Here is an 18,819-nt window from a genome sequence, read left to right on the forward strand (position 1 = left end):
TAACTTATGGGGGTCAGTTCACTTAGCATCTGTTTTTAAATTTATCCCTGTATTATTTACTACAACAATTTCTTTACTGATTTTCTGATAATAACGGAACATGGCAGTGCAACTTCACCAGACTGGTTTTCTGTCTGTTCTTCGTCCCCGTCTAATGACCGGATCAGTAACTCTGCCGCCTTTTTTCCAATCTCTTTTAAAGGGAGTGCTGCAGTGGTCAGCGAAGGACGGAAATACTGTGCAATCACCTGATCGTCAAATCCCACCACGGAGATATCCTCCGGGGCTTCCAGTTCATTCTCTTCCAGATAATCATAAACTCCCCCTGCAATCACATCTGATAAGCAGAAAATCGCCGTAACGTTCTTTTTTATCAGTATTTTTGCACCCTCATAACCGCATTCCCGGTCCCAGTTTCCATAGCATACCAGGTCCGGATTGTAAAAGATCTGCCTGTCAAACAAAGCTCTCTGATAACCGAGAAGCCGCTTATCCATATGGATGTTGTCTTTCCTGCCTCCGATAATACCAATCCGCCTGTGTCCCATTTTCAGAAGATATTCCGTCATATCATATCCCCCCTTCTCATCATCGATGACAACGGAAGGGAACTCAGGCGTATGGGTATAGCCGTATGTCATGACTGCAGGGATTTTAAAATCCCGGGCAAAACAGCGCATATTTCTGGCATGGCCGGGTACATAGATGATCCCGTCTACTTTAATTGACAGGAGTTCCTGAATCGCCGGATTTAAAACAGAATTATATTCCTCTTCATCATGATACCATTGTTCATTCCATCTGGCATACAACCGGAGATTCACCATAATTGTTCTGTAGTTTTTGGCTTCGCAATAAGACATAATGCTTTCAATAATTATGGGCGTGGAAAAAAGTGAAATGTCCTCGGCTATAATTCCGATTAATTTAGTCTTCTTTTTACGCAGTCCCTGGGCTATATAGTTGGGCTGATAACCGGTTTCCCTTATTACCTGTAATACCTTCTGCCTGGTCTCCTCGCTCACTTTTGGTATCCCGTTTAAAATATTGGATACCGTCGATACGGATACGTCACATCTTTTTGCAATTTCCTTTAATGTCACCATGGCTCGTTACCCCTTTTAACAAAAGCTGGCACTTAAATTATCCTGTTATTTTTTCCTGCATCGCTCTGCAAGCCCCTTTAAGAAAACTCTGACATAACGATCCCCGCAGACCTTGTAATTGCGCTGGCCTTCTCTTCTTAACAGGGCACTTAATTCCCCGTTTGACAGTTCCGCTCCTCCGGCTTTAAAAACTGCAAGCATATCATCTCCGGTAAAGGCCAGTGCTATTTTAACCTTTTTAAGAAAAACGTTGTTCACATTCCGGTCGTCTTTTATCATAAAATTTGAGTCCTCGGATTCCCCTGGTTTTGGTTCCTTTTTTCCTCTTTTAAAGATGATAAAACCATTTAAAAATGATTCCAGCATATGATTATTACATATATGATTCACCGGGGATTGGCTTTCTTTTTTTAACGCAGCGGCATCACTGCTGTCACTGGACTTTAACAGTTCCTGCACATCCGCTTTTGTAAGCGTAACTCCTCCCATTTTAAAAATCTCCGCCATATCACTGTCTTTGATATCCAGTGCATATCTTAATCTCTTCAATATATCGATATTTTCCATAAAAACCCCTTTGTATTTAATTTATATTCATGCTTTACTATAACACGCCATTAATATTTATCCAATGCTTTTGTTACCTTTAATTGTTTTCCATTTACCGTGGTATGGCTCATGGCTTCCAGCACCATTGGTCCTTTACCGTTTAATATTTCCACATAGGTAAGTGTATCCTGAATAGTTATGATTCCGATATCTTCCGCTGACATGCCTTCTAAATTGGACAGGACCCCCACAAAGTTCGTTGCTCTGAGTTTCTTTTTCTTACCGCCGTTAAACCGCAGTTTCATAATCCCTTTGTTTAACTGATCGCTTTTCAACTGTCTGATCTCAGGCGCTGTTTTAATTTTTTTATCAAAAATGAGCCTGGCCTTTGATACCTCGGCTTTCTCATAGACTGCCCGTTTGGTAATCTCAAATCCAATGAATGCTTCAATCTGCCTGACGAACCGGTCCTGGGATGGAGTCGCCAGCAGAAACGCCTTCCCTTTGTGCCCTGCCCGCCCGGTTCTTCCTGTCCGGTGCACATAAGTTTCCGCCTCCAGAGGAATATCATAGTTAATAACAAGGGATATCTGATCCACATCAATGCCCCTTGCCGCCACATCCGTAGCAACCAGATACCGGTACTGCCCTCTTTTAAACCGGCGTATGGCTAAGTTCCGGTCTGCCTGTTCCATGCCGCCGTGCAGCTTTTGCGGGTGGTAATTCATCTGTTTTAACCGCTCCCATACCAGATCCACCCGGTCCTTTGTGCTGCAGAAGATGATACAGCTGTCCGGATTTTCCATAATCGTAATATCAGTAAGCAGTTCAAATTTATCTTCCTCTGACGTAATAAAAAGGGAGTGATCGATATCCGCTGTCATATTCTTTTCCTCATGAATATCGATCTGGACTGGCGTCCTGCTCTCATTCAATGACAGATCTTTTATTTTATGAGGCATCGTGGCAGAAAACAGTATGGTAACCCTGTGCTTAGGAAGCTCTTTTATAATTTCCTCTACCTGGTCAATAAATCCCATATCCAGCATCCGGTCCGCCTCATCTATGACCAGGCAGCTGATCATACTTAAAGGCAGAGTCCCTTTTCTTATATGATCCATCACACGCCCGGGAGTGCCCACTGCTACATGCGTTTTTTGCTTTAACTCTGTCTTCTCAACAGCAAACGGATGGCCGCCATAGATTGCTGCTGCTTTTATCCGTTTGAACCGTCCGATGTTGGTAAAGTCCTCTTTCACCTGAACCGCCAGTTCTCTTGTGGGAGTAAGAACCAGTGCCTGGGGTTTGTTTTCCAGCCAGTCAATCATCTCACAGATGGGAATTGCATAGGCAGCGGTTTTCCCGCTGCCTGTCTTTGCTTTCACAATAAGGTCTTTTTTTTCTAATGCCAGTGGAATGACACGTTCCTGAACTTCCGTGGGTATTTCATAATCCAAAACACGAAGTGCCTTTTGGATTTCGTTGCTCAAAGAAAAACTGCCGAATTTATTCTGAATCATTTTTGTTCCTCTCGTTCCGTTAATACGGTGCAGTCATATAATTTCAGGACTGCATGTGAACATTCTATCATCTCATTGGGCAACTAACAACCGTAACTTGATTTTACTGCCATTTTTCGTACTTTATGATTATAAATTCGGTCTTTCCTTCAGTTTCCTTAGGGCTTCTTCCATATTTCTGTTATCTGTTTTCTCTTTCAGATACGTTATTGCTGTTCCTGATAAAAATAAAATTCCAAATCCAGCTAAAAACAGCGCCCAGGGCTGCCACATATTCACCGGAAACCACCCAAAGCTATAAATAAATACAGCAATTACTGCAATAACCGTGATCAGCAGCATAGCCGTGCGGACCGCAATGGAAGCCCTTTTTACAATCACATCATTAAAATAGAGAAATCTCGCTCCTGTTATCAGCAATGATACAATAAGAAACTGTAACATGGTATCTGCTGAAAGCCCTTTGCCCCCCAGGGAAAACATACTGGAAATTTCTTTCGCACTATCCCCAATCATAACACATATCAGATTTAAAATAACCACTGTAACTCCGAACAGGCAGAACCCCTGCGCCAAAAAATCAAAAATAGTTTTCTTATTCTGCATTTATTTAACCCCCAGTCTCTTCTTAAATTCATCCGCATACTGTCTGGATACAATTAACTGTTCTCCATTCTCCATCGTCACTTTTATTCTTCTGTCAAATTCTGCTTTCAGCGACTTAATGTGTTTTAGATTCACGATACATGACTTTCCTGCCCTGAAAAATCCAAATTGTTCAAATTGTTCTTCCAACTCGTAAAGTTTCATCTCCGTTTCATATACATTATCTGCCGTGTATACAAACGTTTTTTTATCAACCGTTTCAATATAAAGCAGCTCTAAAATATCAAGAAAAAATGTTTCATTTCCATTTACCGCTGCCAGCTGGTTCTCTAATACCTTTAATCTTGAAATAATTTTTTCGACCTCAGGTGTTATTGCACTGCACACAATCGTAATTTCCGTATCCTTTACCGTTTCATTTGTCTGGATTGTAATTTTCAAGGCTGCTCCCCCCTTTCAAATTCAATATATCAAATTTAAATGAGAGGTACAATATGGCAGGAAGCAAGTTGCCGGTTTTTAAAACCATCATGCCAGACAGGGCACCCTGTCCAATATCTGACAGGGTGCCCTATTCATGCTGCTGCTCCTATTATGGCGCAGTAATCTGCCACTGCTGGTTATACCCGTTGTTGCTGCTCCACTGGATTACATTTCCGCCATCAGCCCCGGAGCCCTTTTCTACATCCAGAAGCTTGCCGCTGTTTACATTTACAAGATTGTAATAGCCATTTCCCAGATCAATTAAGTTCCATCTCTGATTATTCTGTCCGTTGTCCATCCACTGGATTACGTCGGCTCCGTCCTCTTTTGAATTCTTATAAACATCCAGAACCTTACCGCTCTTTGTATTGCTCAGTTTATACCCATTCCCTGTATCTGTCAGGATCCATTTCTGATTATTCTGACCGCTATAACCCCACTGAATCACGTCAGCTCCGTCTGCGGTGGATCCGTTGGCAACATCCAGCGCTTTTCCGCTGCCCCTGTTAATCAGTTTATAAGTCTCTCCGGAAACAATCCCCGTATCTGTTCCAGTTCCGGGAGTAATATAGATCCGGTAACCGGAACTATTGTTGCAGCCGGATAAATTTACGGAAATCTGCCCGTTTACAACAGGATAATTGGAAGAAGACAGTACAACCGGCCCTCTGGATACGGTATCTTTGCTCACCCAGTCTATCTTTTCCACTTTAACAGATGCAGTGGAACCGATAAAGGAAGGCAGGTTTTTGAAGGTTGTATTCACAGTCCCGTCATTGGGACCTCCAAAAATAAAGCTTACGTATCTCGCACTGGAATCAACGCATGCTGCACCATCTACAAGATCGCTGTCATCGCCTGGCGGAGTAACGAAAACCATGTTTCCCGTCATATCTCCATACCATTTATAAAAATACCATCCTGCACCTTTTTCCGTATTGGTTGCAAGAAGACTGCCAAGCCTTCCGGGAGTGGGTACAAACCACCAGGTGATACAGGCGCTTTCCACCTTATGGCGTTCAAACTTTGCAATAAAGCGGGCGGATGATCCCGGCTGGCCTTCCAGATCGTGATTTGGATCGCAGTATTCATTGATACTGATTGGCAGCGGGTTAATTCCCAGTGAAACCTCCAGAGCCCGGTAAGTTCTAAGGTTGGGGGCAATTGTCTTCGGTCCGCCTGACAACTCATGCCAGCTCATAATATCCGGAAGACAGTGATTGGCTTTGCAAAAAGTCAGGAAATCTTTCATGCGGGAATTGTTGTAATAGCTCTCACAGGGTCCTATAATTTTGGCGCCTGGGTCATTGGCACGGATCACATCATAGGTCTGTTTCCACATGTCATTAAAACTTCCGTTGGACGAATTCCAGGTTCCCCCTGGCTCGTTCCAGATTTCATAACCATAATAATTATTACGGCCCGATGCTTTCTTATCGTTAATAAAAGATTTCACCTGATTCAGCCAGCTGGTCATTCCCGGCCAGCGGTACGGCCAGCCAGGCAGCATATCAGCTAAATCAATGGATACTCTTGCACTGGGAACAGACGCAAGCTTCTGTGATACCAGAATCGCATCTCCAAACGGATGCTGATTTCCTCCGCCGCCCCTGGCAGGATTTCTCATAACATAGGGCTTTAAGGGTGCTACAAGGCCGTTTATATCAGCCGGAATACTTTCTGTCATTCCGTACAGAGAGCCATTGGCACAATGTGTCACTTCTCTGAGTACATTGGCACAATCTACTGTCATTACATTTGCCGCCAGTGCCGGAATCTCAGGCACCATGGAAAACCCCAACATAAAGCTGAGTACAAAGGCCAGCACTCTTTTAATTTTTAGCATACATATCCTCCTCAATAATTTTGTTTGAATGCATTCAATTAATAAAAAGTAATATGGCCTGAATATGTAAACAGATACCGGATATTTTATTTAATCTCACTACAATATTTTTCTAAGGCCAAAACAGCCTCGTCACTGATAAAATGCTCTATTTTACAGGCATCTTTACTGGCTGTCTCCTCATTAACCTTACAGCATGCAACCAAAAATTGTTTCAGCAGCTGATATTTGGCTGTAATCCTTTTACCCTGTGTACGCCCTTCATCAGTGAGACAGATTTCACCGCCTAACGGTTTCACTACCAGTCCTTTCTCCTGCAATATTGTTATGGCATTATTTACACTTGGCTTGGAAACTCCTAAATAAACAGCAAGATCAATGGAACGTACTGCCTCCTCCTTCTCTGATAACAGGAATATGGCCTTTAAATATTCCTCCTTTGATGGGCTGAGTTTTTTCTCTGAACTATAATGCATATTTTGATACATCACAAATCCTCCTTAGTGCAAAAATGAGTATAGTTGCCATACACTTTCATACAAATTTATTTATCACGTTTTTTTGGTTCCCATTCAATATCAAATAAATTCATCGGGGGAAAAAGGGGGAATTCATATGGATTAAAGCAAAAAGTTCCATATGAAGTAAATGCCTGATAAATAGTTCGTAAAGCTCTTTCGTCTGCTGCTAATTTTTGTTTATACCCCCGCTCATCAACTTCACTGGCTCCAGGTATGCTATATGGTTTTGATATTTTTTTCCTTTTAATGTTAGTACCTCCTAACTCAATCACGCAAAATGTGTATGGGTACCATACACATTGTCAAAATTTTATTCCCCAAAATTATCATTAAAACGTTTTACTTTACTGATCATAGATGAAAAAAAGTCTGATAAAAATTTTAAATCGTGCTCTGAAGCATCTTCCAGCTGTTCTTCAACCATACTGTTTAAGATCGTATGGTAATGCATATGATTGCCATGAGCCTTTTTGCCCTTTTCAGTCAGATACAACGAATACCTGGACAAGTTAAGATCATCGACTTCCTTTATAACCAGAGCCTTTCTCTCCAGCTTTTTGAGAATTTCAGAAACAGCTCCTTTCGTCACTCCCAGGATATCGGCTAATCCACCTACATGGACACCCGGATGCTCCGCAATAGCCATTATTACATGTATCTCAGAATGAAAAATCGGCACATCTGTTCCGTAGTAACGGGTCTTCTTATCCAGTTCAATCAAAGCAGAAGCAAAATGAAGCGAATCGTATGCAATTTGATGTTTATTTGTTGTGATTTTATCCATACCACAAGTATATGGTTACTATACGCTTTTGTCAAGTCATAATCTATGCCTTCATACTCCATACAATTCCAAAACAACCTGATCCAGAAAAGCAGAAATATTATTCCGATCAGTCTCTGACCCAAAAAGATTAACACTCAGTACAGGTTTATTATCAAAGGTAGAAACCGCCAGTTGAAAATAAGGGCTGTATTTCACGGAACCGGTCATGTATGCATTTTTAATTTTCAGCTTATCAAAATAAAAACGGTTTTTTTCAATTATTCCAATATTGGTAAAAGCAATTGGTGCATTCTTAAAACTTTTTTTCACAATACTTTCTGCCAGTTTATAAGGCAATACATCAAATACTTTTTCAAGCATAGATATACTTTTCAAACAGGATATACTGGATTTTTCTTTATTCATGCTATCCCTGACCTTCAGAAGGGTTTCTTCAAAGGTTATTCCGATGTCTGATCCGATGCCGCAGGTAAGATTGGTGCATAAATTACAAATACCCTCTGCTTTATGACCGGGTAAATACTTTCTTAAATCAACCGTGCTGGGAATTGCAAAAACATAACCAAAAGTTTTATAAAGAGTACGGATATATGCGGTAAGTATCATATCGTTTATCGTAGCATTATGACGCTTTGCATATTCTTTCAGTCCCAGGAAAACATCTTCCGGGATGCTTCTGATCTCTATCAATGGATTGTTTAAATCTCCTTCCAGCTGAAACCTGGCCGGATCATGGGCAGACATGTCATTCTTACTAAACAGAATTTTCATTCTGTCTTTTAAGGAAAACATCTGATTGATCTGAGATAATCTCCGGCTTCCTGAGACCGGAGGATGGAAATTGGCATTTTTCCCGATATTGTTGTAGATGCTGCTAAGCAGATACAGATAATCTTTATACCCGGCAGCATCACACAGCATGTGATTCATTAATATTACAAGAGTATCTGCCTTTGTATTACGAATCACACCCAGTTTTATCTGAGGTCCTGTAAATGCATCTACCTCTGAAACAAGGAACCGTTTCACAGCATTATCAACATCTTCCGTCTCAATCAAAGTCAGTATTTCATCTGCCGTAAAGCTGCAGTTCTCCCAGTATGGCCGTCTTCCGTTTTCATTAAAGCGGCATTTGAGTAAAGGAAAAGCCTCAGCTGACACGGCAATAGATTTCTTCAAACGGCTATAATCCAACTTACTTTCAAATGCTGCAAGAAAATGTAATGTATGATCATTGATCTTTTTCACTTTAAATAAATGCTGTAAGCTGTCCCATGCTTCAACTTTATACCGGATATATGAATTCCTCATTGATGTCACCTCATAATTTATGCTTCCAGAATCCGGACTTATATAAGTCCTTCTTTCCTCGCCTTTTCCACAGCAAGCATCCTGGATGATACTCCAAGTTTACCAAAAATACTGAGTACATGGGTTTTCACCGTAGCCTGGGATATGCAAAGCTTTTTAGCAATCTCCCGATTGGTAATGCCCAGAGACAACTGGCTTAATACCTCATATTCACGGGCTGACAGCATCTCGGTCTTACTCTCCTTAACAGTCTGGCCTCCGCAAATCACAATGGTTTCACCTAAAAATGCTGTTTCCGCGGCGCTCATTAACTGACTGCCAGATAATTTTTGATGCAATTCCTTCAGTATAGGCAGCAGTGTATTCCGATCAAGATAAAACGGCATAAGAATGCGGTCTTCCTGCGCATAATGAATCGCTTCAACCAGCAAATTGTTGATTTCCCGCTGGCCGGCTGCCTTCACCTGCACATGCGAAAGCATATATATTTTCAAAATACCGGCTTCTACAAGACGAAGCTTATTATGTTTAAGACGGGATGAAATCAGTATGTCTTCGGTTTCTTTCAATGCCTCAGCCGTACTGCCAAGCTTAAACAGAATCCGTGCACGCAGCATTTTCATAAGGGGCTGCTGGTTATATTTCTTCGCATCTTCCAGTTCTTTTAAAAACTTATCAGAAAGATTTTCTGAGAGTCTGTCAATACAGGCAAGTTCATAGAGCAGACGTCCCAGAGTGAGCACGCTGTAATTCGGATACTCAGACAAAATCCCTTCAACATAAGAGACCGCTGTATCGTTATCTCCCCGGAGGAACTTCATCTCAGCCAGATGGTAAGCCAGCGTCATGTCAGTAATATCCACATGAATATGACGTTCCTCCAACAGCTTCCTTGATTGCTCCAGCACATCTTCCGCCTGCTCCAGTTCCATTCTGCGCATATAAACTCCAGCCAGACCGAAATAATAATTGGTTTCTATTCCCATTAATCCATTAATCGGTTTCAGTACTTCTTTTGATTTGTCATAACAGGAAAAGCTGTCATTAAACCGTCCCATTTCTTCATAAACCTGCCCCAACTGATTATAAGCAAAAAAGTCGATAAAAGGATTTAAACCGGAAGCTATCTTAATCCCTTTTATAATGCAGTTTTCCGCTTCCTCATACTGCATCTTTTCCAATAATGCGCCGGCATTTTCAATCAGCAGCACAGCTTTTACCACTGGTCCATAAGGAATCTGATCAATCTGTTTATCTGTCAACGCAGGATATTGAGGCAAAATCCCATTCTCATTGGTAAAATAGATCTGAGCAAAGTCAACAATACTAAGCAAATCTGAATCTTCATACAATTCCTTAAACTTTTCATAAATAACGCGGCAGCGTTCCATATTTAGATTTCCCAGATTATATATAAAGCATTGGGCGGCCAGATCCGTATCCTGAAATAAAAACTCAATCGGAACCTTATCAAGATAATTCCACGCCTCTATCCTGCCTTCCATTGCTTTTGCCACACGCAGAACCTCTTTATAATTGCCTGCCTCACAATACTCCTGTAGGGCTTCCTCAAAATCCCCTTTTTCTTCAAATGCTCCTGCTGTTATTTTGCAGTATTCTGCTTTTTGCTCCTCAGGGAGACAGCTAAACTGCTGCTTTAAATATTCCGACAAAATATTGTGATAGCGGTATATTCCGTTTTGTTCGTCCAGGCAGATCAGAAACAGATTTTTTTCCATGAACCGTTCCATCATCTGATCGAATTCCTGTTTTGTAAAGCCCTGGAATAACTTATTGCAGATGTCCGCATCGAAATATGAAAGATATCCTGTTTTTATCAGAAAATCCTGTTCTTTTTCTGTGAGAGCATCAATAATTTCACGGGTCAGGTATTGGGAAGCAATTCCGCCCCCGGCACGCAGAAGCTGGCCTGAATACTTTCCCGCCGCTTTGGCTGCCGCCGCAAGCTGCAGGCCTCCAATCCATCCTTCCGCAAAGTGGTTTAATTGATTCAGTTCTTCATCGCTGCCCCCCAGCTTCATCGTTTCTTTAAGAAAGGCAATCCCCTCTTCTTCAGTCAGCTGCATTTGTTTTCCATCAATAAACAGCAAACGGCCGGATACTGCCATCGGGCCTAAATATACAGGCGGGTCTTCCCGTGAAAGCATAAAAAAATGGAAGTTGGATGGCATTGATTCAATAAAAAATTCAAAGGTTCGTATGAGAGCTTCATCACGGATGCAATGGACATCATCTAACACCATGTAATATTCTTCGTCTCCCCATAACCGGTTAATCAGCGTAATCAGCAGATTCTCCAGATATTTGGTGTCCGGATTGGTTCTCATCAGATTTAGAAGACTTCCTTCATCCTGTAAGAGAGCGCTGACTGACGCAGTGAAATAAAGCCAGAAGGAATACACATTGGTATTTGAATAATCCAGCGACAGCCAGCATACATTTTTAAGTTCCTTTTCATGAATAAATGATGAAAGTAGCGTTGTTTTGCCAGTACCGGCACCGCCGCTTAGAAAGATAATACTCATATCCCTGCATTGGGACAGCTGTTCAAACAATCCATGGCGTACAATATAATTTTTACGGGGTGCCGGTATTTTTAATTTTGTAGTAAGAAGTAATATATCTGAGGAATGCTCCATCGTTTATTCACCTGTCGTTTATTTATTACTTTCATTGTAATGCAGGCAGCCGGCTTTTACAAGAAGTGTATCGCTTTTATACCCTTTTAATATATTTCATTTGTAATACGCAGCAGGAAACTGCAAACATAACAATGGAAAGCGCAATTACATAAATAATGCTGAGGCTGTGCTGCCACGCCTCTCCCCGTTCCATATACTCAACAAAATTCATGAGCTGTTTTTGCGGCAGCACCTTAATAATCAGATCCAGCAGAATATTTTTTTTGGTGAATAAGTAAAAGCTGCCTGCAAGCATTGATGTTAAAACGATGATGGATCTGCCAAGCATGGAAGCATTATCCGGTTTATTAATCAGTGTATTTAACAGCAGTGCAAATGAAATACCGAATAATCCCATGACTGCAAGTAAACCGGCATACTGCAAAAGTGTGAAGCCAATATCAAATCCACAGTATTTTAAAATAATAAGCAGAATATATTCCGGCAGAAACATGGACAGGCAGTAGACGCAATGCGCCGCAAGATAACCCAAAAAAGAAACCGGTGCTGCCGTAATCCGCCGCAATTGTCCCTGCTCCTTGTCATCTGCAAAGGCGAACAAATTGGCGAAAACCTCCATGAGAAGAAACATCATCATGAAACCTATAATATTTGCGCCAACGCCCCGGGCTGTTTTACTATCTTTAAGAATGGCATCCGGGTTTTTAAGAAGTGCCAGCACCATGTTTTTATAACTGTCACTGCGAAGGGTCTCAATCTGATATTCACCGTTTTCGCCGATTGTCGCATAAGCATCATATTTTTGTTCCACAAGTGCAGAATGAGGCGGTTTTTCCGGGGATACCGTGATATTAAGTCTTGCTGAGCTTTGAGGTAAAGTCTCAGCAGATTTGTCCGTTACCAGAACAATCCGGCCTTTTACCTGCTGTACCTCCGTCAAATGAACTGCCAGTACCATAGAGGCAAGGGTAAATGCTGTTAACAAAATCAGCGTAATAATGCGGGGAATGGTCCGCTCATATATGTTAGTAATAGTGGTTGTAAAGGTCCTCATATATAATCCTCCGTTCTGAAAAATAATCCACAGCCCAATGTCAGCAGCACAGAAAGAACCGCCGCAGTGATAAATACCGGCCAGAAATACTGGTAACTGTTGTCACAGGACAGAGTAAAGAAAGCTTCATTCAGCCATTTTACAGGTGATATCTTCGTGGCATAGGCCATCACACTGCCCATTCCATCAAGAGAAAAGAAGGTCCCCCCCAGAACACAAAGCAGACTGATTACCGTACTAAGCAATGTACTGGTGGTTTCTTCACAGTGGAACACACAGCAGAAGAATATTCCAAGAGCTGCTGACGCAAATTCTACCGGTGCCATCAAAAGAAGAAAGAAGACCGGACTGCTCCCAAGACTGACATGGAGCAGCGGGCACAAAATTACAAGCAGTAGTGAATGCAGGATATAATTAAAAAGAAACGACGCGGTCATTTTGGAAAAATAAACTGAAAAACCTCCCGCCGGGGAATAAATAATCCGAAGATTTGCCCGTTTGATATCCCGTTCCATAAAACAGTTGGAGGCAGTCATGGCTCCATTTAACATCCCATAAATGATAAGAGATACTGTATAATACTGATATGCAGTGTTACTGTCAGCATAATCCCCTCCGCATAAATAACCCAGAATCAATATTAATAAACCTGCAAATGCTGAATTGTATCCTACAAGAACCGGATTTTTAAACAAATTGCTGAAATCCATTTTAAAAATTGTTATAAAACGACGCATATCCAACTCTCCTTTCTCAGTCACGCAGCTTGCGTCCTGTCAGCTTTAAGAAAACCATCTCAAGACTTGCAGCCTCGCTTGTAATATTCCGTATTTTTTCACCATGATCGCTTAACAGGGAGATGATCCGGTCAAGATTTTCTATCCCTTTCAGCGACGTGATCTCAAAGGTATTACCATCTATTTTTACTGACTTAACACCTTCCACCGCAAAAAAGTCATCGTGCCCGATGGTGCCATTTTCCTCTACCTCTATGATATACCTCTTTTCATTCTGAATATCTTCTTTTAAACTTTCCTTAGTTCCTTCTGCGAGAACAGCGCCGTGGTCCATTATAATAATACGGGATGAGATCACTTCCACCTCTTCCATGTAATGAGTCGTATAAATAACTGTCATGCCCTGATTCTGCAGCTTTTTAATGGAAGAAAGAATATGATTACGGCTCTGGGGATCAATTCCCACCGTGGGCTCATCCATGATGACCAGTTCCGGATGGTGGGCAATGGCACATGCAATATTAAGACGCCTCTTCATCCCGCCTGAAAAAGTTTTCACCTTATCTTTTCTGCGGTCTTTTAAGCCTGCAAATGCAAGTGCCTCCTCTACCGCTTCATTAAGTCTGCTGCCGTAAAGTCCGTACAGAGAAGCGAAAAATCTCAGATTGCATTCTGCGCTTAACTCTTCATATAGAGCTATATCCTGGGGAACAATGCCGATGGACTGTTTATAGGTACGAAGTATCTTACTGATTTTTGTGCCTTTAAAACGGATATCCCCCTCATCACTCCCCAGTACAGCGGTGAGAATATGAATGGTGGTACTCTTTCCTGCACCATTAGGGCCCAGAATGCATAACACTTCTCCCCGGCGTATCTCAAAGCTGATTCCTTTCAGGACAATATTTTCTTTAAAACTCTTTTTTAAATTGCTGACTGTCATTAGATTATCCATCGATTTTATCTCTCCTTATTTGTTTGCTATGGATATCATACTGGATTTTATAAATAAAAAAATCAACCGTTTGGCTGATTGTAATGGTTGATCTTTTATTGTCGTATAAGTCTTAGTTTCCTGCAAGTCTAAGCCAATGGGTTCCACCCAAGGTTGAATATTATCTGACGCAGAAAGGCGAAAGCCTTATTCCCATTGTCCTCGCTATGTGCGAATGGGGAAAAGAAAATATAACCAAACAAATGAATGAATTGAAATAATGTATGAAAGATGGTATGCTACCAATGGCAAATTAATATACGGAGGAATTGCATGATAAAAATAGAAAATCTATCCTTCTCATTTCCACAGAAGGATTTGTATCATAACATTTCGTTCACTTTAGAAGAAGGTCAGCATTGTGCGTTTATCGGCACAAGCGGCAGCGGGAAAAGTACGCTGGCCGATATCCTTATGGATCCTGAAAAATACATGTTTGAGGGAAAACTGGAGATATATCCCAATTGCAGAATTGGATATGTCAGCCAGTTCTCTCAAGTGGATGATGCAAAGGAAATAACCGTATCCGAATATATCGGTAAGGAATTTATGAAACTGCAGAATGAAATCACATCGATCTGCACTGAAATGGAAACTTCATCGGACATCGATACTCTTCTGGAAAAATATCAGCAGGCCCTGGATGCCTTTCAGGCGATTGACGGAGACAATTTCGAAAGCAACATGAATAAGCAGTTAAGCATGGCAGACTTAGGCAAACAGGAAAATCTGCCTGTCTCCCAGCTCAGCGGCGGAGAATTCAAGCTGGTTCAGGTAATAAAGGAAATGCTGACCCAGCCTGACTTAATTATAATGGACGAACCCGATGTGTTCCTGGATTTTGAGAATCTGAATTCTCTTAAGAATCTGATTAATTCACACAAAGGAACCATGCTGGTTATCACACACAACCGGTATTTATTAAACCACTGTTTTAACAAAATCATCCACCTGGAAAACAAACTTCTCCAGGAATTTGAAGGCCGGTATATTGATTATAACTTTTCCTTACTTCAAAATAAAATTGAATTACAGGAACTGGCTGCCGCTGATACAGAAGAGATCCAGAGAAATGAGATTATAATCAATAATTTAAGATCACTGGCAACCACACATACGGAAGCAGCCAGAGGAAAATCCTTAAAAGCAAGAAAGAAAATCCAGGAACGGTTAATAGCCCGAAGAATCCAGGCTCCATTTGTGGATATCAAACAGCCGGAAATCCACTTCACAACTGCCAGTGAACGGAATGATGAAACCGTGTTAAAAGTCAGCGACTACAGTGTTGCATTTGATGAAATGCTTTTAGAAAACGTTAATTTTGAGATCAAATCCCAAGAAAAAGTTGCCCTGATCGGTCCAAACGGAACGGGAAAAACCACACTACTCCGGGATATTTTTAAAAATAACCAGGACTCCATAGAGATAGCGAAAAACGTTAAGACAGCCTTTTTGTCCCAGCTTCAGGGTGAAATGTTAAACGAGTCTGAAACAGTATTGGATGAATTTTTTGGTCTGGGCTTCAAAACGTGCGATGAAATCAGCTCCTATCTCTCAAATTTTGCATTTGATGAATCAGTCCTTCATCAGAAAATAGGTGCTCTGTCCGGCGGCGAAAAAAATATTCTTCAATTAGCCAAAATTTCTGCAGGCAAAGCAGATTTACTGCTCCTTGATGAACCGACCAGCCATTTAGATACTTATTCTCAAATAGCATTGGAAAAAGCGATTGGAGATTACAAAGGAGCAGTTCTGATGATATCTCATGATTTTTATTCTATCGTAAACTGTGCAGATCATGTCTTAATCATTGATGATAAGACAATCCGGAAAATGAGCATGCGCAAATTCAGACAAATGACCTACGCCAGACATTTCGATAAAGATTATTTAGAATTAGAACAAAAGAAAAAGGCAGTCGAAACCAAAATAGAACTGGCTTTAAAAAATACCGATTTTGAGCTGGCAAAAGTTTTATCCGAAGAATTGGAAACTATTATTCAGCGGCTCTGAATTTCTGTAATACCACACGGGGCGGTACTTCATTGTATTGCTCCCTGTGGTGCGGAAACAGAGCTTATCCATTTGTATGATATAAACTACAAAGGCTGTACCAGCTGTTTTGTCTGTAAGAGAAAGGATGGTCCCATCCAGAGGACTGTCTCAAGGCATATGATATGGGGCAGCGTTTTTCCGCATCTAATATTTTAACCCATATCCCACTGGAAACAGGACTTGATCTGTTCTGATATCCTCAACTCTTGAGTAATATGGCATAGGCAGGGTTCCTTTAAAAATTTTCTTTCCAGTAAGCACATTAGCTATCCCATCCCCTTCACTTCCTGGCAGATAGCACATTACTATACCGTCCCATTGCTTCATGTAATCGCTGATAATAACATTTCTTCCAGCTACAATTAGTGCAACGGTAGGGTGACCTATACTTTTGGCAAGATCGATGGCTTTGGTATTGCCAGCAAGGCCGAGACTGCCGGTTATACTGATGTCCGCACTGTCACCCTTCCATTCCGTGTAAGTCTTTTCTCCCAGACACAATAAGGTCATATCGGCATCAGCGGCTTTTTCCTGGTCAGTGATAATCGTCAGATCATATTCATTGGCAAGTTCATTCAGACCATCCAATATGGTCTTTCCTTCCGGTATCCATTTGTGACCGTGATTTTCTGCATCCAAACTGCCAAGCCAGGTAACGGTCCAGCCCCCGCACTGTACTCCCACGTCATTTGCGGCAGGTCCTGTAACAAATAGTTTAGTTCCTTTTTTAATTGGCAGTATGGCGTTGTCATTCTTTAATAATACAAGGCTCTCTTCTACCAACGATCTGGCTAAATCCCTGTATTGCTGCGAACCGGCACTCTTCTCCTTAGACGTCACCTTCTCCATCATCGGATCATCTAAAATTCCCATTTCCTTTTTCACCGTTAGTATCCGGCTGACAGCATCATTCACACGGTCCATTGGAATTTTGCCTTCATTTACCGCTTCAACGATATATTTGCGGCACTCCTCGAATTTGCAATCTTCCATCAGCATATCAATACCTGCATTGATTGCAGTTATTGTCTGATCTTTTAAATTGTCACCTGGTATATTATGTATGGAATCCCAGTCGCTAACGATAAAACCTTTAAAGCCCATATCATTTTTTAACATTGATATATATTTTTCATTGGCATGCATCTTTGTACCGTTTACACTGCTGTGACTGATCATGATCGTCTTAACACCAGCATCGATTTGTGCCTGATAAACCTTTAATAAATCCTGAATTTCTCCATCTGAGAGTTTCGCATCACCACGATCAATCAATCGCTTTTCTCCATCTGATGTTTCACCTGTTCCATACAAAACATTACCGTCTGCAAAAAAATGCTTTGCACAGGGGAGAATCCCCCCATCAATTAACCCCTTGGTAAAGGATGTTCCTAGTTCTGTAACCATGCTGGTTTCAGAGGAATAACTTTCATAGGTGCGCCCCCATCTGGGGTCCTGTGCCGCAGACAAGCATGGAGAAAAGCTCCAGAGCATACCCGTCAGTTTTGCTTCATCTGCTACTGCTAATCCCATCTGATAGGTTAATTCTTTATCATTGGCAGCACCGATTCCTATGTTATGGGGATATATAACAGTTCCTTCACAGGTGGCCACGCCATGAACCGCATCATTCCCGTATATATAAGGAACACCTGCCTCTGAACTCATGGCTTCTTTTTGATATTTCAAGATCATTTCCTTCCATTCTGATGCGTTTAAGGAATTTTCACCAAATGTGGACAGAATACTTCCATAGCAGTTCTCCTTCATCATATTATCCGGTATATTGTATACTGCTCCCTGTACCATCTGAGCTGCCTTTTGATCAAGAGTCAGTCTCCCAAGAATATCCTCCACCGATGTACTGCTAATCTTACTGTCGGATTCAGCAGACGTACTTACCTCCGTCTGACCAACATTATTCGTCTGTACTCCCATACATCCCGTTAATGCCAGCATGAAAGTCAGACATACCCCTGTCACGCCACCTCTCATCACTAAATTCCCCCTTATAATGATATAATCTTTCCAATTAGTTTACTCCCGTTAACAGTGATATGCAAGAACCAGTCACTCTTTTCCGGCCGCATAAATAATTAACTTTCGAAACGATTCTTCAAAACGTTCATCATCTTCTTTTGTTCTTTTTCCAGGCCCCTTCAGATGATTTTTAGATTTCGCTCTTCTTGCCGCTTTTGCGATGTGCCGTTCCATAAGGAGCTGATTGATATTATCGTTGGTATACCACTTTCCTGACTGATGAATTCCATACGCGCCTTTTCCCAGCGCCATCGCCGCTACTCCATAATCCTGTGTTACCACAATATCGCCGGATTTGCATAAGTTTATCAATGCAAAGTCCACAGCATCAGCTCCTGCGCCTATAATTCTGATCTCACTGTAATCAGACTGCAGCACATGATTGGTATCACATAGGAGGCAAACATTTATTTTATGTTCCTTTGCTGTTTTTTCTACAATACGAACTACCGGGCAGGCATCTGCATCTACGTAAATCGTCATTTATTTCCACCTCTTTCTTAATGATAAGTATTTATACTGAAAAAGGATTTGAAACATTGCGCTT

At 41.4% G+C, this 18,819-nt stretch carries 16 protein-coding genes and 1 pseudogene; 2 read left to right on the forward strand and 15 right to left on the reverse strand.

What is annotated here, in order from left to right; genetic code table 11:
* Nucleotides 1-59: 59 nt before the first annotated feature.
* The 13 genes from DS742_RS01530 to DS742_RS01595 all read right to left on the reverse strand — a co-directional run bounded on the left by DS742_RS01530 (nucleotide 60) and on the right by DS742_RS01595 (nucleotide 14,138).
* On the reverse strand, nucleotides 60-1,106 hold the full coding sequence (locus DS742_RS01530) for a LacI family DNA-binding transcriptional regulator (RefSeq protein WP_117415281.1): 1,047 nt from the start codon (nucleotides 1,104-1,106) through the stop codon (nucleotides 60-62).
* A gap of 45 nt (nucleotides 1,107-1,151) precedes the next feature.
* Complete coding sequence (locus DS742_RS01535; protein ID WP_117415282.1) at nucleotides 1,152-1,673, reverse strand: YehS family protein; 522 nt, start codon at nucleotides 1,671-1,673, stop codon at nucleotides 1,152-1,154.
* A 50-nt stretch (nucleotides 1,674-1,723) separates the two neighbouring features.
* Nucleotides 1,724-3,175 (reverse strand): DEAD/DEAH box helicase, encoded by a 1,452-nt coding sequence (locus DS742_RS01540; RefSeq protein ID WP_117415283.1) that lies wholly within the window; start codon nucleotides 3,173-3,175, stop codon nucleotides 1,724-1,726.
* A 129-nt stretch (nucleotides 3,176-3,304) separates the two neighbouring features.
* The gene (locus tag DS742_RS01545) at nucleotides 3,305-3,781 is read right to left on the reverse strand and encodes a cation diffusion facilitator family transporter (RefSeq protein ID WP_117415284.1); all 477 of its coding nucleotides are present in this window, start codon (nucleotides 3,779-3,781) and stop codon (nucleotides 3,305-3,307) included.
* On the reverse strand, nucleotides 3,782-4,222 hold the full coding sequence (locus DS742_RS01550) for a LytTR family DNA-binding domain-containing protein (protein ID WP_117415285.1): 441 nt from the start codon (nucleotides 4,220-4,222) through the stop codon (nucleotides 3,782-3,784). It abuts the gene before it with no gap.
* A gap of 151 nt (nucleotides 4,223-4,373) precedes the next feature.
* Nucleotides 4,374-6,110 (reverse strand): RICIN domain-containing protein, encoded by a 1,737-nt coding sequence (locus tag DS742_RS01555; protein ID WP_117415286.1) that lies wholly within the window; start codon nucleotides 6,108-6,110, stop codon nucleotides 4,374-4,376.
* 86 nt (nucleotides 6,111-6,196) lie between these two features.
* A complete protein-coding gene (locus DS742_RS01560; RefSeq protein ID WP_117415287.1) occupies nucleotides 6,197-6,598 on the reverse strand; it encodes a metal-dependent transcriptional regulator in 402 nt (133 codons plus the stop codon).
* Between the two features lie 343 nt (nucleotides 6,599-6,941).
* The gene (locus DS742_RS01570; RefSeq protein ID WP_117415289.1) at nucleotides 6,942-7,415 is read right to left on the reverse strand and encodes a MarR family winged helix-turn-helix transcriptional regulator; all 474 of its coding nucleotides are present in this window, start codon (nucleotides 7,413-7,415) and stop codon (nucleotides 6,942-6,944) included.
* A 51-nt stretch (nucleotides 7,416-7,466) separates the two neighbouring features.
* Nucleotides 7,467-8,729, reverse strand: a complete 1,263-nt coding sequence (locus DS742_RS01575; protein ID WP_117415290.1) for a hypothetical protein — start codon at nucleotides 8,727-8,729, stop codon at nucleotides 7,467-7,469.
* A 38-nt stretch (nucleotides 8,730-8,767) separates the two neighbouring features.
* Nucleotides 8,768-11,389: a winged helix-turn-helix domain-containing protein gene (locus tag DS742_RS01580; RefSeq protein ID WP_117415291.1), complete on the reverse strand. Its 2,622-nt coding sequence runs from the start codon at nucleotides 11,387-11,389 to the stop codon at nucleotides 8,768-8,770.
* Nucleotides 11,390-11,465: 76 nt separating this feature from the next.
* Entirely contained in the window at nucleotides 11,466-12,446 is a 981-nt protein-coding gene (locus tag DS742_RS01585) for an ABC transporter permease (RefSeq protein WP_117415292.1), read from the reverse strand.
* Nucleotides 12,443-13,183 carry an ABC transporter permease gene (locus tag DS742_RS01590; protein ID WP_117415293.1) on the reverse strand — a complete coding sequence of 247 codons (741 nt, stop codon included), beginning with the start codon at nucleotides 13,181-13,183 and terminating at the stop codon, nucleotides 12,443-12,445. Before DS742_RS01590 ends, DS742_RS01585 begins: the two co-directional genes overlap by 4 nt.
* Before the next feature lie 16 nt (nucleotides 13,184-13,199).
* Nucleotides 13,200-14,138, reverse strand: a complete 939-nt coding sequence (locus DS742_RS01595; RefSeq protein WP_117415294.1) for an ABC transporter ATP-binding protein — start codon at nucleotides 14,136-14,138, stop codon at nucleotides 13,200-13,202.
* Nucleotides 14,139-14,284: 146 nt separating this feature from the next.
* Here DS742_RS01595 and DS742_RS01600 point away from each other — a divergent pair.
* Nucleotides 14,285-14,398, forward strand: a pseudogene (locus DS742_RS01600) (winged helix-turn-helix transcriptional regulator); the annotation flags it as partial.
* A gap of 52 nt (nucleotides 14,399-14,450) precedes the next feature.
* Complete coding sequence (locus DS742_RS01605; RefSeq protein WP_117415295.1) at nucleotides 14,451-16,190, forward strand: ABC-F family ATP-binding cassette domain-containing protein; 1,740 nt, start codon at nucleotides 14,451-14,453, stop codon at nucleotides 16,188-16,190.
* Nucleotides 16,191-16,376: 186 nt separating this feature from the next.
* On the opposite strand, the gene DS742_RS01615 is transcribed toward DS742_RS01605, so the two are convergent.
* Together DS742_RS01615 and DS742_RS01620 are read right to left on the reverse strand one after the other, a co-directional pair.
* Entirely contained in the window at nucleotides 16,377-18,227 is a 1,851-nt protein-coding gene (locus tag DS742_RS01615) for a glycoside hydrolase family 3 protein (RefSeq protein ID WP_117415296.1), read from the reverse strand.
* A 75-nt stretch (nucleotides 18,228-18,302) separates the two neighbouring features.
* Complete coding sequence (locus DS742_RS01620) at nucleotides 18,303-18,755, reverse strand: YaiI/YqxD family protein (protein ID WP_117415297.1); 453 nt, start codon at nucleotides 18,753-18,755, stop codon at nucleotides 18,303-18,305.
* Nucleotides 18,756-18,819 lie beyond the last annotated feature (64 nt).

This window comes from Lacrimispora amygdalina, from assembly GCF_003432035.1.
Taxonomy (GTDB): domain Bacteria; phylum Bacillota; class Clostridia; order Lachnospirales; family Lachnospiraceae; genus Lacrimispora; species Lacrimispora amygdalina.

Excerpts from the sequence above, each read along its gene's own strand:
- DS742_RS01530 (WP_117415281.1), bottom strand. The coding sequence starts at position 1,106 with ATGGTGACATTAAAGGAAATTGCAAAAAGATGTGACGTATCCGTATCG.
- DS742_RS01535 (WP_117415282.1), bottom strand. The coding sequence starts at position 1,673 with ATGGAAAATATCGATATATTGAAGAGATTAAGATATGCACTGGATATC.
- DS742_RS01540 (WP_117415283.1), bottom strand. The coding sequence starts at position 3,175 with ATGATTCAGAATAAATTCGGCAGTTTTTCTTTGAGCAACGAAATCCAA.
- DS742_RS01545 (WP_117415284.1), bottom strand. The coding sequence starts at position 3,781 with ATGCAGAATAAGAAAACTATTTTTGATTTTTTGGCGCAGGGGTTCTGC.
- DS742_RS01555 (WP_117415286.1), bottom strand. The coding sequence starts at position 6,110 with ATGCTAAAAATTAAAAGAGTGCTGGCCTTTGTACTCAGCTTTATGTTG.
- DS742_RS01560 (WP_117415287.1), bottom strand. The coding sequence starts at position 6,598 with ATGTATCAAAATATGCATTATAGTTCAGAGAAAAAACTCAGCCCATCA.
- DS742_RS01570 (WP_117415289.1), bottom strand. The coding sequence starts at position 7,415 with ATGGATAAAATCACAACAAATAAACATCAAATTGCATACGATTCGCTT.
- DS742_RS01575 (WP_117415290.1), bottom strand. The coding sequence starts at position 8,729 with ATGAGGAATTCATATATCCGGTATAAAGTTGAAGCATGGGACAGCTTA.
- DS742_RS01580 (WP_117415291.1), bottom strand. The coding sequence starts at position 11,389 with ATGGAGCATTCCTCAGATATATTACTTCTTACTACAAAATTAAAAATA.
- DS742_RS01585 (WP_117415292.1), bottom strand. The coding sequence starts at position 12,446 with ATGAGGACCTTTACAACCACTATTACTAACATATATGAGCGGACCATT.
- DS742_RS01590 (WP_117415293.1), bottom strand. The coding sequence starts at position 13,183 with ATGCGTCGTTTTATAACAATTTTTAAAATGGATTTCAGCAATTTGTTT.
- DS742_RS01595 (WP_117415294.1), bottom strand. The coding sequence starts at position 14,138 with ATGGATAATCTAATGACAGTCAGCAATTTAAAAAAGAGTTTTAAAGAA.
- DS742_RS01605 (WP_117415295.1), top strand. The coding sequence starts at position 14,451 with ATGATAAAAATAGAAAATCTATCCTTCTCATTTCCACAGAAGGATTTG.
- DS742_RS01615 (WP_117415296.1), bottom strand. The coding sequence starts at position 18,227 with ATGAGAGGTGGCGTGACAGGGGTATGTCTGACTTTCATGCTGGCATTA.
- DS742_RS01620 (WP_117415297.1), bottom strand. The coding sequence starts at position 18,755 with ATGACGATTTACGTAGATGCAGATGCCTGCCCGGTAGTTCGTATTGTA.